Source organism: Streptomyces sp. NPDC051219 (assembly GCF_040682335.1).
GTDB lineage: Bacteria > Actinomycetota > Actinomycetes > Streptomycetales > Streptomycetaceae > Streptomyces.
Genome location: NZ_JBFBAS010000018.1, coordinates 1 through 12,840, shown reverse-complemented (window position 1 = coordinate 12,840; position 12,840 = coordinate 1). Strand labels below are relative to the sequence as shown.

The following is a 12,840-nucleotide window of genomic DNA, read 5'->3' as shown; positions in this document are numbered from 1 at the left end:
ATCGGCAGAAGGGCTTGCACAGAGCAAGAGGGCGGTCACGGAAGGGTGCTGGCAGAGAGGTGAAGGACATGGACGGCACACGACGCGCATTCCTCGGCAAGGCATTCGGTACGGCCCTCGGCGTCACAGCGGCGGCGGCGCTGGGCTCGCCGGCCGTCGCCCACGACGCGGAGCGCCGCGGGCGGCGCATCCCGCCCGGCGGCATCGGCATGCACCTGTACACCATGCGTATCTCCCTGGCCCAGGACTTCCGGGGCACGCTCGAACAGCTCGCGAAGATCGGTTACGCGACGGTCGGAGTCAGCGGGCGCCACGGCCACACCGCCGCGGAGATCCGGCGGATGCTGGACGAGACGCGGTTGAAGGCGGTGCTCGAGCACGTCGGCTACGACACGGTCACCGGCAGCGGGCTGCCGCAGGCACTCGACGACGTGGCGACCCTCGGCGGCAAGTGGATCGTGGTGCCGAGCCTGCCCGCCGCGATGCACACACCGGCCGGATTCCGTGAGGCCGCGCGGCAGTTCAACAGGGCCGGACTCGCCGCACGCGAGGCCGGGCTGAAGGTGCTGTTCCACAACCACGGCAGCGACCACGCGGTCGTCGAGGGCGAGAATCTCTTCGACATCCTCGTCAGGGAAACCGATCCCGACCTGGTGGGCTTCGAGTTCGACGTGTACTGGGGTGTGAAGGGCGGGGCCGACCCGGCCACGTACTTCGCACGCCACCGCCGCCGCTTCCCGGCGCTGCACGTCAAGGACATGGCGCCGGACGGAGACTTCGCGGACGTGGGTTCCGGGGTCCTGGACTTCGCCGCGATGTTCGACGAGGCGCGAAGCGGGGGTGTCAAGCAGTGGCTGGTCGAGCACGACCGGCCCGCCGACCCCTTGGCGACCGCCAGGAACAGCTACAACCACCTGAGCGACCTGCGGTACTGAGAAGCAGGGCGGGGGGTGGCCGGCCACCCCCCGCTCTTTCCGTCCTGCTCCGACTCAGCCGTCCGCGGACACCGCGCCCAGCAGGCCGCGGATCCGGTCGGTGGCCTCCCGGAACTCCGGACGGCCCATCGTCTCGGCGTAGTCCCGCTCGGCCGGCAGGCCCACGTCGATGATCTCGGTGATGGTGCCGGGCCTCGGGCTCATCACGACCACGCGGTCGGCCAGATAGACCGCTTCCGAGATCGAGTGGGTGACCAGCAGCACGGTGGTGCCCGTCTCCCGCCAGATGCGGTTGAGTTCCACGTTCATCTGTTCGCGGGTCAGCGCGTCGAGCGCACCGAACGGCTCGTCCATCAGCAGCACCGGCGGTTGGTGCAGCAGCGCGCGACAGAGCGCCACCCGCTGCTGCATCCCGCCGGACAGCTCGTGCGGATACGCGTCCTCGAAGCCGCCGAGGCCGGTCATCGTGATGAGCTCGTCAGCGCGCTCGCGGGCCCTGGCGGCCGGCATCTTCCGCATCTCGGCCTGGAGCAGGATGTTGCGGCGGGCCGAGCGCCACTCCAGCAGCGCGGCACGCTGGAAGACGTAACCGACGTCGTGGCGGGGCCCCTTCACCTGCTCCTCGCGCAGCCGTACGGTGCCGGCCGAGGGCTGCAGTAGCCCGGCCACCAGTTTGAGCAGGGTCGACTTGCCGCAGCCCGACGGACCGACGAGGGCGACGAACTCCCCCATCGCCACGTCCAGCGAGATGTCCCGCAGCGCGGTGACGTCCCGGTTCCTGGTACGGAACCGGACGGCGACGCCGTCCAGCCCGACCGCCGCGGTGTCCTTGCCCACTGCACGCTTCCGGAGAGTCGCCTCGCCTGCCATCTTCAGCCCTCAGCCCTTCGGTGCCGCGTCCGCGGCCCAGTAGTCGCCCACCGGCTTGGCGTTCCTGACCAGGCCCGCCTCGGTGAAGACGTCGATCGTCTGCTTCCAGTCGGCCTCGGCGTTGGCCCCGGGCGCCCGCCCCTTCGTGGCATCGGTGTGCAGCAGCGTCAGCGTCGTCCTGAGCTGCTCGCCGAGTACCTCCTTGGGCGGCAGTTGCTCCGAGGCGCCGTCCATCGCGGCGACCGCCGGGTCCGGCGCCTTCTCCGCCGCGGTCCAGGACTCGCTGACGGCCTGCGCCATGCGCTGTGCGAGGTCGGCCCGGGCCAGCGTCTTCGTGCCCGCGATCAGCCCGTTGGAGTAGAAGTTGAGTCCGTGCTCGGAGAAGCGCAGATACGACACCTCCTTGCCGGCCTTGTTCTGCATGGTCGGCCCCTGGTCGCTCGCGTAGCCGAGGAGGGCGTCGGTCTTCCCCGAGATGACGGCCGCGATCTTGCCTGCCGGGTCGGTGTTCTGCACCTTGACGTCCGACTCGTTCAGTCCGTTCTTCTCCAGGAAGATCGGGAAGGTCTTGGAGAGGGCGTCGCCCGCGGTCCCCGCGATCGTCCTGCCCTTGAGGTCGGCCGGCGTCTTGATGCCCTGCGCCTCGAAGAACTGCACGGACGAAGGAGTGGTCTGCAGGAAGACTCCGAGGCTCTTGACCTTGATGCCCTGGTCGACGCCGCCGAGCAGGGCGGGGGTGTCCGCCCAGCCGAAGTCGGTCTGCCCGGCGCCGGTGGCCTGGACGGTCTTCTGCGAGCCCTGGCCCGCCCGGATCTCCAGATCGATGCCGTGCTTCTCGAATATCTTCTGCTGCTTGCCGTAGTAGAACGGGGCGTGTTCGCCGTACGGGTACCAGTTGAGGGTCAGCGTCACCTTGTCGAGTTTCTTGCCCGAATCGCTGGTGGTGGACCCGGAGCCGTCCTCGCCGCAGGCCGTGGCGACCAGGAGCAACGGGACGAGGCCGGTCAGAACTCTGCGCACGTGCATGGTGCGGCCCTTCTCGGAGCGGGAGGCCGGTTCGGTTCACTGCCCGAACCGGCAAAGGGTCAGTAGGTGTCAGTAGGTGGTGGTGACGGAGGCGTCCCGGCGGCTGGCGTGCCACGGGAGCATCAGCTTCTCGGCGATCTCGACGAGGACGAACAGGACGACACCGATGAGGGACATGACGAGCAGCCCAGCGAAGAGCATGGGGGTGTCGAGGTTGCCGTTGGCCTGGAGGATCACATAGCCGAGGCCCTCGTTGGCTCCGACGAACTCCCCCACGACCGCACCGGTGACGGCAAGTGTGACGGCGACCTTCAGACCGGAGAACAGGTGCGGGAGCGAGGCAGGGAAGCGAATCTTGACGAACGTCTGCCAGGGCCGCGCCCCCATGGTGCTGGACAGTTGCAGCATCTCCGGGTCGACCGCCTTGAGGCCCGTGACCATGGAGATGACGACCGGGAAGAACGCGATGAGCACGGCGATGAGGATCTTGGGCGCGATACCGAAACCGAGCCAGACGACGAACAGCGGGGCGATGGCGATCTTCGGCACCACCTGCGCGAACAGCAGGATCGGATAGAGCGTCTTCTCGACGGTCGACGAGTACACCATGATCACGGCGGCCAGTACGCCGACCCCGACGGCGATGGCGAAGCCGAGCAGCGTCTCGTAGGTGGTCACCCACGTGTGATGCCACACGTAGCCGCCCTTCTCGGCGAGCACGTCGAAGGTCGCGCCGGGCGAGGGGACGAGGTACGCCTCCACCACCTCGGTGGCGGCGATCGCCCACCAGGCGCCGAAACAGGCCAGCAGGAGTACGGCCGGCCGCCAGGTCTGCTCCGCCGCGCGAACGGCGCGGTCGCGCGCCCCCGGCCGGCCGCGCTCGGCAACGCCCGCGACCGGCCCGGCAGTCGGGGGGGTCTTGGCGACGGCGCTCTGGCTCACGGTGAACTCCTAGGGGAGCAGGGGCGGTTACTGAGAAAAGTCCTGGGATCGGAAGTGTTCGGAAAGCGCTTCCAGAAAGCGCTTTCTGCTAAGGTGTCGCCACGCTAATGACTGCCTGTACGCACGGTCAATAGGTCGTCCCGAAGTTTCGGGGCCCCACCACCGACCCGGGGGTCGAGTTGAGTGAACAGGAAGCACAGGCCCATGTGACGCTGCATGCCGTCGCCCGCACCGCGGGCGTCTCGCCGGCAACGGCCTCCAGGGCCCTGAACGGCACCACCCGGGTGCGCGAGGATTTGCGGGCCCGAGTGCTGGAGGCGGCGGATCTGCTCGGCTACATCCCCAACGCCCACGCCCAGGCGCTCGCGAGCGCCTCCAGCAACACGGTGGGCGTCATCTGCCACGACGTGAGCGACCCCTACTTCGCCGCGATAGCCAGCGGGGTGATGCGGGCCGCCGCCGAGCGGGGCCTGCTGGTCATGCTGGCCAGTACGTTCCGTGAGCCCGCCCGGGAGATCGCCTACGTCTCCGCTCTCCGGGCCCAACGGGCCCGGGCCATACTGCTGATCGGCTCGGGCTTCGAGGACCGCGCGTGGGAGCGGGCCATGAGCACCGAGCTCGAGGGCTACCTCCGCGGAGGCGGGCGGGTCGCGGCCGTCAGCCGGCACCGGAGCCTGCGCGTGGACACCGTTCTGCCCGAGAACCGGGCCGGCGCGGCCGAACTGGCCAGAGCCCTGCTGGCCCTGGGGCATCGGGAGTTCGCCGTACTCAGCGGGCCGCCGGCGCTGACCACGGTCGCGGACCGGCTCGCCGGGTTCCGCGGGGCGCTGGCCGAGGCAGGGGTGCCACTCCCCGCCGGCCAGGTCGTGGGCGGGGCCTTCACACGGGAGGGCGGGTATGCGGCGGCCCATGAGCTGCTCGCCCGAGGAGTCCGTCCCACCTGCGTGTTCGCCGTCACTGACGTGATGGCCGTCGGGGCACTGGCAGCGTTCCGGGAGCGCGGCCTTCGGGTCCCCGAGGACATCTCGCTCGCCGGGTTCGACGACATCCCGCTGGTCCAGGACCTCTCCCCGCCGCTGACCACCGTCTCACTGCCACTGACCCTGATGGGCCGCAGCGTCATCGCGCTCGCGCTGCGTGAGAGCCGCGGCCGGCGCTCCCGGGTGGAACGCATCGGCGGAGAGGTCGTCCTGCGCGCCAGTACCGCACCGCCCAGCCCGTCCGCAGAGAGGACTCCTTCATGATGCCGCTGCTCACCGGCCCGGTCATCGACCGGGTGGAGACGTTCGCCGTCGCCTTGCCCACCCGCCGCTCCTTCGGCGTCTCCGGCGGCTCGGTCGCCGTCGCGGGCCGCCCGAGCATCCGCGTACTGGTGAAGGTGAGCGCCGACGGTGTGCACGGCTGGGGCGAGGCGACCCCGATCCCGGCCTGGACGTACGAGACCGCCGAGTCCATCGTGACCACCATCGACCGCTATCTGGCCCCCGCCGTGCTCGGTCGCCCCGCCTGGAACCTCGACGCGGTCGACACGGCCTTCGACCGGGCGGTCAACCGCGGCTTCACCATCGGCGCACCGCTGGCCAAGAGCGCCGTGGACGTCGCGCTGCACGATCTCCTCGGCAGGACCGCGGGTGTCCCGCTCGGCGCGCTGTGGGGACAGCGCCGCAGCGAGACGGTGGAGCTCGGGTGGATCGTCTCGGGCCAGTCCCCCGCCGAGGCGGGGGACAGCGTCGCGGAGGGCGCGGACGCGGGCCATCGCGCCTTCAAGGTCAAGATCGGCCTGCACGACGAGGACACGGACGTCGCCGTGGTCAGGGCGGTACGCGAACGGGCCCCGGACGCCCCGGTCTGGGTGGACGCGAATCAGGCCTACACCGCCTCCACCGCCCTGCGGGTCGCCCGCCGGCTCGACGAACTCGGTGTCACCGCCTTCGAACAGCCGCTGCCCGCCAACGACATCGCCGGGCTGCGCAGACTGCGCGACGCCTCCCCGGTGCCCGTCGCGCTCGACGAGAGCCTGCGCCATCCCAGCGACCTCGCCACCTTCGTACGGCTCGACGCGGTGGACGTGGCCATCGCCAAGGTCCAGCGCAGCGGCGGGCTCACCCTGTCACGGCGGCTGTGCTCGCTGGCCGAGGACAGCGGCGTGCGGCTGATGGGGTCGGGACTGACGGACTCCGACCTCGGGCTCGCCGCTTCGCTGCACCTCTTCGCCGCCTACGGAATCGATTCACCGGTGGACCTCAACGGCCGCCAGTTCATCGAATCCCCGTACGCGGGGCCGACCGTGCGGATCGAGAAAGGAATGGCCCAGGTACCCGACTCACCGGGACTCGGGGTCGAGGTGGACGAGGAGGTGGTACGGGCTCTGGCCGTGGACGTGCTGGAGCGCCGGCCCTGAGGGGCGCGCGAGGCGATTGTGCAGCCCCTGTCGCCTGCTGAGGGAGCGGCGTCAGATCCCCCCGTCCTCCCGACGGTGGATCTGATCCACCATCTCCGCCGCCATCGACTTGATCGTCTCGAGCCCCGGCCGCCCCCAGGGCCGCGGCTCGGTGTCGACCACGCAGATGGTGCCGAGCGCGATGCCCGTGCGGTCGATGAGCGGCGCGCCGAGATACGACCGGATGCCGATCTCGTCGACCACCGGGTTGCCCGCGAAACGCGGGTAGTCGCGCACGTCCTCCAGCACCAGTGCCTTCCGCCGCACCACGACGTGCGGGCAGTAGCCGTGGTCACGGGCCATCACCCGGCCCGGTGCCGCGGCTGCTGCCGCCGCGGTGGGATCCCTCCGGTCCGTACCGCCGTGCCTGTCCGAAGGGATGTGCAGACCCGCGAAGAACTGCCGGTTCTCGTCGATGAAGTTGACCATCGAGTACAGGGCTCCCGTCACCTCCGCGAGCCGGGTGGCGAACGCGTCGAAAGCCGGGTCGGGCCGGTCCCCGAGCCCCAGCCGGCGCAGCCGCTTCACGCGCACGGGCGCCTCCCGGTCGATCGGCGTCAGCAGCAGGTGCCCGGTGGGGTCGTACGTCATGAGGGTGCTCCGTGGTTCGGCGCCGTGGTGGAGTTGAGCAAGTACTGGAGAAGGATGACCAGGGTCTTGATCCCGGAGCTGGAGCGCCGGGCGTCGCACAGTACGACGGGGACCTCCGGCCGGAGGTCGATGGCCGCCCGCACCTCGTCCGCGTCGTAGCGGAAGGCACCGTCGAACTCGTTCACGGCGACGACGAATCCGATGCCGCGCCGCTCGAAGAAGTCGACCGCGCAGAAGCAGTCCTCCAGGCGGCGGGTGTCCGCGAGGACGACGGCGCCGAGCGCGCCCTCGGAGAGCTCGTCCCACAGGAACGAGAAGCGCGCCTGCCCCGGCGTGCCGAACAGATACAGCACGTGCCGCGAGTCGAGCGTCAGCCGGCCGAAGTCCATGGCGACGGTCGTTGTGGCCTTGGACTCGACCCCCTCCAGGCTGTCGGTCCCCACGCTGACCTGCGTGAGCAGCTCCTCCGTGCTGAGGGGCGCGATCTCGCTGACGGCGCCCACGAACGTCGTCTTGCCGACGCCGAAGCCTCCCGCGACAAGGATCTTCAGCGCGGTGGGCAAGAGTTCAGAGCTGTCGTCGAAGGCCATCGAGCACCGCCTCCAGCAGTGACCGGTCATCGGTCGAGTCGTCGTGGAAGCGCGGGGCCTTCGCGGTGACCGCCCCGCAGTCCACCAGGTCGGACAACAGCACCTTGGTGACCACGGCCGGCAGCCGCAGGCGCGCGGCTATCTCCGCGACCGAGGTCGGCCCCGAGCAGAGCCGCAGTGCCTGCGCATGGTCGGGGCCGAGATGCGTCTGCGGAACCGTGCCGGTCGACATCACCAGCGAAAGCAGATCGAGGGCGGTGGTGGGGCGCGTACGCCCGTCGCTCACCGTGTACGGACGGATGAGCCGGCCGCAGGCCTCGTCCAGCCACGGCCGGTCGTGCTTGGCCGGCACCGTCAGTGCCCCGTGGCGCCGGCCGGTCCGGCCCCTTGCCTGGGGGGAGTCACGAGATACGGCCGTACGCTCTTGACCAGCATCGCCATCTCGTAGCCGAGGACCGCCGCGTCGGCCTCCCGGCCGGCCAGTACGGCCAGACAGGTACCGGAGCCGGCGGCGGAGACGAACAGCAGAGTGGAGTCGAGTTCCACCACGATCTGCCGGACTTCGCCGCTGTCGCCGAAGCGCCCACCCGCGCTGCGGCCGAGTGAGTACAGCCCCGAGGCGAGCGCGGCCATGTGGTCGGCACTGTCGGTGTCGAGGCCGTGGACCGATTTCACGAGTCCGTCCGAGGAGAGCAGCACCGCGCTGCGGGTGTACGGCACGCGCTGGACCAGACCGCTCAACAACCAGCTGAGGTCGGAAACCTGTCCGGTCGGCACATCGCTCGCCATGGGGGATCGACTCCTTGGGGGACTGGACGGAAGTGGGGGGGTGGGTCAGTGACCGACGTGTTCGTCGCCGTGGGGTTCCCGGCCGGGCTCGCGGGACACACCGCCGGGTTCGCGGGGCGGCCGCGCGGGTTCCCGGGCCGGCTCGCGGACAGGCCCGCGGGCCGGCTGTGCCTCGGCGAGGCCGATGCCCCGCTGGAAGGCCGCCATCAGGCCCGGATCGTGGACCGGTTGCTCGGTTTCCTTGCGCCTGGCGGGCGCGTCCCTCAACTGCGGGACGAGATGCTCCTGGCTGCGCCGCTTCGGCAACTGTGGCCGGCCCATGGTGCCCCGCACGACGCCGGGGGGCTGGACGTGGGGGGCCAGGGGTGCCGCATCGGCCGCGGAGTGCTCCGGCGTGGCCGCCGGGACCGGGCCGGGCCGCGCCCCGGCGGGGTTGGGCCGGTCGTACCGAATCCCCCGTACGGGGAGAATGCCGGCACCGGACTCGGTTCGAGGGGTGGCAACGCCGGGTGGGGCGGCCTGCGGCTGCCGTAACCGCTGTGGAGTGGCGGGCACGGGCCGGGCGGCCGGTGGAGCGGTGAACACGGGGCCGGTGAACACGGGGCCGGTGGACATGGGGCCGGTGGACATGGGGCCGGTGGACGCGTGCATGCGGGGACCGGCCGTCCTGCCCTCCACCGCTTGGGACGTGCCGGTCTCGGGCTCGGCGCCCAACAGGCCCTGCGGCAGCACCAGAACCGCCTGGATACCGCCGTAGATGTTGGTCTGCAGCCGGACGGCGATGCCGTGCCTGCGCGCCAGCGCGGAGACCACGAAGAGTCCGATGCGCCCGTCCTCCAGCAGATGAGCGACATCGACCTGGTCGGGGTCGCAGAGCAGGGCGTTCATCTTGTGCTGCTCGCCGACAGCCATGCCCAGGCCCCGGTCCTCGACCTCCACGGCGAGACCGGCTGTGACGTGCTGGGCGCGCAGCAGCACGGTGGTGTGGGGGGCGGAGAACGCCGTGGCGTTCTCCACGAGTTCGGCGAGGAGGTGGATGACGTCGGCGACGGCGTGCCCGCGCAGCGTTCCGTCGATCGGGGGCACCAGTTTGACCCGCGAGTACTGCTCGACCTCGGCGATGGAGGAGCGCAGTACCTCGGTCATGGTGACCGGATGGCTCCACTGACGGCGCGAGACCGCACCGCCGAGCACCGCAAGGTTCTCCGCGTGCCGGCGGATACGGGTGGCCAGGTGATCCACATGGAAGAGACCCTTGAGCAGGTCCGGGTCCTCGACCTCGTTCTCCAGCTCGTCGAGCAGCTGGATCTCGCGGTGCACGAGCGACTGGAGGCGGCGGGCCAGATTGACGAAGACTTCGACCCTCTGGTCGTTGTCCGCGCTGCTGGAGAGCTGTGAGGCCTGTACCACGGCGGCCACGGCCAGCTCCTGGGCCCGCCCCAGCTCGTGGCCCAACAGGTCCAGTTCATCACCCGCGGGCGGAGGGGACTTGGGGGCGCTGGGGGCGGGCGGCCCCTCCCCGCGCCGCAACTGCTCCACCACACCGCGCAGTTCGGCCTGTCCGCGTGCGCTCGAGCGGCGCAGGGCGTTGCAGCGGTCCAGGACGGCCTTGGCCGTGCGGTTCGCGCCCAGCGCCGCGGCGGCCAGGGCGGCGACTGCCAGCACGGCACAACCCAGCAGAAGTGCCCACAGCTCCGTCGTCGGCCTGACGGAGCCGGCCCGGAGCGTGATGAGCACGGCGGCCGCGCCGCTGAGACCGGTGGCAAGAGCGGGCAGAACAGCGGTGCGGACGAGCTGGGAGCGGATGTGGGTCTCGGGCGTCATCAGCACGAGGCGGGTGGCCGGCCGGCCGTGCCGTCCGCCCTCCCGGCGGTCGGCGCGCGCTGCGGGTGCGCGGAGTTGAGACATCGGCGTCCTCGGAAGTGGGGGTGCCCAGCGTTGATCACCGGGCACACACAGTAGTCGGCAAAATCCGCCCGCCGATGGGCAGTTGACAAACTTCCGCGCCGCGCTTCCCGCTCTGGTATGACTCCTCGTACGACAGCCCGAATATGCCAGTGGCTACACGGACGTAACGGCTTCGGGTTCGCCGGTCCCGGTCGGCCGACCTCCGGGCGGCTCGGCAGCGGACCCGGCGGCCGGCGGCCGGCCGGTATCCACCGCAGTCGCGGTCGTGGGCCACCCCCCGGCCGGCACTCGCGCGACAGCACGCCACCAGGGTGCGGCGGGGACGCCTTCGGTGTTCGGCTCGAAAGGCTCACCGGGGCGCGGCAGCGCGATCGCGGCGCCCGCCCGGGCCCCGGCCTCGAGCGTGCCCTCCCCGGGCTCGGCCCACGGATGCGGCGCGAGGTTGAAGGTGCCCCAGTGGATGGGCAGCATCGTACCGGCGGGCCGGCCGCCCTGGAGGTCCAGATGCGCCCTCATACCTTCCGCCGGAGTCATGGGATGTCGGGCCAGAGACGTCGAGAAGCCCGCTGGTGAGCGGCCGATGTTCAACGGTGGTTGGCCATTTCGCTCAGAGGTAGTTGGCCACCGCAGTCTCCACTTCGGGAGTCCGCTACGGGGGCTCAGAAAGTCGCGCTGCCGTCCAGCGCCTCGTCATCGCCCGGTCGAGTTCTCTTCGCTCAGTTCGCTCAGCGCGCCCATCGCCTGGTCCAGGAGTACGGACAGCGGAGTCGTCCCATTGCCGGCCGTCCAGGCGTCGGTGGCGGCGTCCAGGCAGGCGATCGCTGACGCCACGAGTGCCCGGGCGCGGGGATCGTCGGCGGATTCCGAATCGCCGCCGAGCCGACGGGAGATCTCCGGCACCAGCACGCTCTGCCAGCCCTGTGTCTTCTCCCACTGGCGGGTCATCAAGGCGCAGGCGTCGCTGAGCAGCCGCATCAGACTCAGGGCCTGCTCGGGCTCGTCGGGATCGGCCTGGGTGACCACGTCAAAGGCGCGGCGCAGCGAATCCCAGGGCCGCTCGCCTGCGGGGCGGGCGGCGAGCGTCGCGGCGACCTCGTGGCCGAACTCTCCGAACTTGCCGAGGACGACCTCCTCCTTGGTGCCGAAGTACCGGAAGAAGGTGGTGCGCGACAGGCCCGCCTCGGCGGCAATCTGCTCGACCGTCGTCTTGTCGAAGCCCTGCTCGGCGAAGAGCCGGAACGCGACCTCGCTGACCTCGGCGCGCATCGCGGCGCGGGTCCGCTCGCGCAGCGAGGAGCGCGCGGACTGCGCGGCGCCGCGAGCGATTGAAGTCCTGGATGTCTCGGCCACGCCACAAGTGTACACGGGCCCTAAGTGGTACTTAGTTCCATCATGGATTACAGTCCCTCATGTTGGCCTCGTACCACCTCCCCAGGAGTACCTTCATGAGCAAGATTTGGTTCATCACCGGTTCCTCCCGCGGCTTCGGCCGCCGGTTCGCCGAGGCGGCGCTGTCGCGCGGCGACAAGGTCGCGGCGACCGCCCGCACCACCGAGTCGCTGGCCGACCTGGTCGCCGCCCACGGCGACGCGATACTGCCGCTGGCCCTGAACGTCACGGACAAGGCCGCCGTGACCGAGGCGGTGAAGCAGGCCCACGAGCACTTCGGGCGCCTGGACGTCGTCGTCAACAACGCCGGCTACGGCCTGTTCGGCATGGTCGAGGAACTGACCGAAGAGAACGTCCGGGCCCAGTTCGAGACGAACGTGTTCGGCACCCTGTGGGTGACCCAGGCGGCCCTGCCCTACCTGCGCGCTCAAGGCAGCGGCCACATCATCAATGTGTCCAGCCTGCTCGGCCTCGCCGCCTTCCCCGCCACGGGCGGCTACTCCGCCTCCAAGGCCGCCATCGAGGGGCTCTCCGACTCCCTGGCCCAGGAAGTCGTCGGCTTCGGCATCAAGGTCACCGTCGTCGAACCCGGCCCCTTCGGCACCGAGTTCGCCACGTCCTCCGCCTGGTCCGAGCCCGTAGCCGCCTACGACGGCGTACGGGAGGCGGTCAACGCCGGCTTCGCCACCATGCCGAATCCCGACCCGGCCGGCGTCGGCCCCGCGCTGCTGAAGATCGTCGACGCCGACAACCCCCCGCTGCGTGTCTTCTTCGGCTCCTTCCCCCACCAGGTCGTCCCGCAGGTCTACGCCGAGCGGCTCAAGACCTGGGAGGAGTGGGCCGAGGTGTCCGCCGAGGCCGAGGCCGGCCGGAGCTGAGCCCCCTCGAGGGTGGTCCGGGTGCGTGCAGAGCTTCAGGCGCCCGGACCGCTGAACCCGCCCGGACCGCCGGGACGGGCTTCGATGAGACCCCTCGATCCTCGGGGCACGGGATAGCACGTGCCAACTATCGCTGTGCATGGCGGACTATCACTGATGTGACTGTGGCCTACTTGGCCATCCTGAGTACCACAGTTGGCCACTCCGCCTGACCTGGGCAAAGGTACGGTGGTCGTCGAGCACAAGGACCGCCTCGGGCGGATGAACGTCGAACTCGTCGAGGCCGCGCTGGCCGCGCACGGACGTCGCCTGGTCATCCTCGACGAGGGCGAGGTCGAAGACGACCTGGTCCGCGACATGACCGAGGTCCTGACCTCGTTCTGCGCCCGCCTGTACGGGCGCCGCTCCGCGAGGAACCGCGCGCAGAAAGCGCTTGAGGCGGCCGCGGAGTGAACGAGCGTAAGAAGCCGCTCAGTCCGATC

Annotated in this window: 13 protein-coding genes and 2 pseudogenes; 5 read left to right on the top strand and 10 right to left on the bottom strand. The window is 70.6% G+C overall.

Features of this window, described 5'->3' with window-relative positions:
• Positions 1–68 precede the first annotated feature (68 nt).
• On the top strand, positions 69–935 hold the full coding sequence (locus AB0M62_RS21000) for a sugar phosphate isomerase/epimerase (protein ID WP_366075771.1): 867 nt from the start codon (positions 69–71) through the stop codon (positions 933–935).
• 54 nt (positions 936–989) lie between these two features.
• On the opposite strand, the gene AB0M62_RS20995 is transcribed toward AB0M62_RS21000, so the two are convergent.
• The 3 genes from AB0M62_RS20995 to AB0M62_RS20985 all read right to left on the bottom strand — a co-directional run bounded on the left by AB0M62_RS20995 (position 990) and on the right by AB0M62_RS20985 (position 3,773).
• The gene (locus tag AB0M62_RS20995) at positions 990–1,805 is read right to left on the bottom strand and encodes an ABC transporter ATP-binding protein (RefSeq protein WP_366075770.1); all 816 of its coding nucleotides are present in this window, start codon (positions 1,803–1,805) and stop codon (positions 990–992) included.
• Positions 1,806–1,814: 9 nt separating this feature from the next.
• Entirely contained in the window at positions 1,815–2,831 is a 1,017-nt protein-coding gene (locus AB0M62_RS20990; protein ID WP_366075769.1) for an ABC transporter substrate-binding protein, read from the bottom strand.
• A gap of 69 nt (positions 2,832–2,900) precedes the next feature.
• Positions 2,901–3,773: an ABC transporter permease gene (locus AB0M62_RS20985; protein WP_366075768.1), complete on the bottom strand. Its 873-nt coding sequence runs from the start codon at positions 3,771–3,773 to the stop codon at positions 2,901–2,903.
• A 206-nt stretch (positions 3,774–3,979) separates the two neighbouring features.
• Between AB0M62_RS20985 and AB0M62_RS20980 the strand changes: the two genes are divergently transcribed.
• Together AB0M62_RS20980 and AB0M62_RS20975 are read left to right on the top strand one after the other, a co-directional pair.
• Positions 3,980–5,017: a LacI family DNA-binding transcriptional regulator gene (locus tag AB0M62_RS20980; protein WP_366075852.1), complete on the top strand. Its 1,038-nt coding sequence runs from the start codon at positions 3,980–3,982 to the stop codon at positions 5,015–5,017.
• Positions 5,014–6,174 (top strand): dipeptide epimerase, encoded by a 1,161-nt coding sequence (locus tag AB0M62_RS20975; RefSeq protein WP_366075767.1) that lies wholly within the window; start codon positions 5,014–5,016, stop codon positions 6,172–6,174. The genes AB0M62_RS20980 and AB0M62_RS20975 overlap by 4 nt, the downstream gene beginning before the upstream one ends.
• 51 nt (positions 6,175–6,225) lie before the next feature.
• On the opposite strand, the gene AB0M62_RS20970 is transcribed toward AB0M62_RS20975, so the two are convergent.
• The 7 genes and pseudogenes from AB0M62_RS20970 to AB0M62_RS20940 form a co-directional block, all read right to left on the bottom strand.
• On the bottom strand, positions 6,226–6,804 hold the full coding sequence (locus AB0M62_RS20970; protein WP_366075766.1) for a GAF domain-containing protein: 579 nt from the start codon (positions 6,802–6,804) through the stop codon (positions 6,226–6,228).
• Complete coding sequence (locus tag AB0M62_RS20965) at positions 6,801–7,394, bottom strand: ATP/GTP-binding protein (RefSeq protein WP_366075765.1); 594 nt, start codon at positions 7,392–7,394, stop codon at positions 6,801–6,803. The genes AB0M62_RS20970 and AB0M62_RS20965 overlap by 4 nt, the downstream gene beginning before the upstream one ends.
• The gene (locus tag AB0M62_RS20960; RefSeq protein WP_366075764.1) at positions 7,372–7,746 is read right to left on the bottom strand and encodes a DUF742 domain-containing protein; all 375 of its coding nucleotides are present in this window, start codon (positions 7,744–7,746) and stop codon (positions 7,372–7,374) included. The genes AB0M62_RS20965 and AB0M62_RS20960 overlap by 23 nt, the downstream gene beginning before the upstream one ends.
• 2 nt (positions 7,747–7,748) lie before the next feature.
• Entirely contained in the window at positions 7,749–8,183 is a 435-nt protein-coding gene (locus AB0M62_RS20955; RefSeq protein WP_366075763.1) for a roadblock/LC7 domain-containing protein, read from the bottom strand.
• 45 nt (positions 8,184–8,228) lie between these two features.
• Positions 8,229–10,091 (bottom strand): ATP-binding protein, encoded by a 1,863-nt coding sequence (locus AB0M62_RS20950; RefSeq protein ID WP_366075761.1) that lies wholly within the window; start codon positions 10,089–10,091, stop codon positions 8,229–8,231.
• A 153-nt stretch (positions 10,092–10,244) separates the two neighbouring features.
• A pseudogene (locus AB0M62_RS20945) lies at positions 10,245–10,639 on the bottom strand (MBL fold metallo-hydrolase); the annotation flags it as partial.
• Between the two features lie 142 nt (positions 10,640–10,781).
• Positions 10,782–11,441, bottom strand: coding sequence for a TetR family transcriptional regulator (locus AB0M62_RS20940; protein WP_366075760.1), 660 nt, complete (start codon positions 11,439–11,441; stop codon positions 10,782–10,784).
• A gap of 95 nt (positions 11,442–11,536) precedes the next feature.
• Between AB0M62_RS20940 and AB0M62_RS20935 the strand changes: the two genes are divergently transcribed.
• Both AB0M62_RS20935 and AB0M62_RS20930 read left to right on the top strand, forming a co-directional pair.
• Positions 11,537–12,358 carry an SDR family NAD(P)-dependent oxidoreductase gene (locus AB0M62_RS20935; RefSeq protein ID WP_366075759.1) on the top strand — a complete coding sequence of 274 codons (822 nt, stop codon included), beginning with the start codon at positions 11,537–11,539 and terminating at the stop codon, positions 12,356–12,358.
• A gap of 222 nt (positions 12,359–12,580) precedes the next feature.
• A pseudogene (locus AB0M62_RS20930) lies at positions 12,581–12,811 on the top strand (recombinase family protein); the annotation flags it as partial.
• Positions 12,812–12,840 lie beyond the last annotated feature (29 nt).

Coding starts and splice junctions, on each gene's coding strand:
- AB0M62_RS20950 (WP_366075761.1), bottom strand. CDS start 10,091: ATGTCTCAACTCCGCGCACCCGCAGCGCGCGCCGACCGCCGGGAGGGC.
- AB0M62_RS21000 (WP_366075771.1), top strand. CDS start 69: ATGGACGGCACACGACGCGCATTCCTCGGCAAGGCATTCGGTACGGCC.
- AB0M62_RS20935 (WP_366075759.1), top strand. CDS start 11,537: ATGAGCAAGATTTGGTTCATCACCGGTTCCTCCCGCGGCTTCGGCCGC.
- AB0M62_RS20975 (WP_366075767.1), top strand. CDS start 5,014: ATGATGCCGCTGCTCACCGGCCCGGTCATCGACCGGGTGGAGACGTTC.
- AB0M62_RS20965 (WP_366075765.1), bottom strand. CDS start 7,394: ATGGCCTTCGACGACAGCTCTGAACTCTTGCCCACCGCGCTGAAGATC.
- AB0M62_RS20995 (WP_366075770.1), bottom strand. CDS start 1,805: ATGGCAGGCGAGGCGACTCTCCGGAAGCGTGCAGTGGGCAAGGACACC.
- AB0M62_RS20955 (WP_366075763.1), bottom strand. CDS start 8,183: ATGGCGAGCGATGTGCCGACCGGACAGGTTTCCGACCTCAGCTGGTTG.
- AB0M62_RS20990 (WP_366075769.1), bottom strand. CDS start 2,831: ATGCACGTGCGCAGAGTTCTGACCGGCCTCGTCCCGTTGCTCCTGGTC.
- AB0M62_RS20970 (WP_366075766.1), bottom strand. CDS start 6,804: ATGACGTACGACCCCACCGGGCACCTGCTGCTGACGCCGATCGACCGG.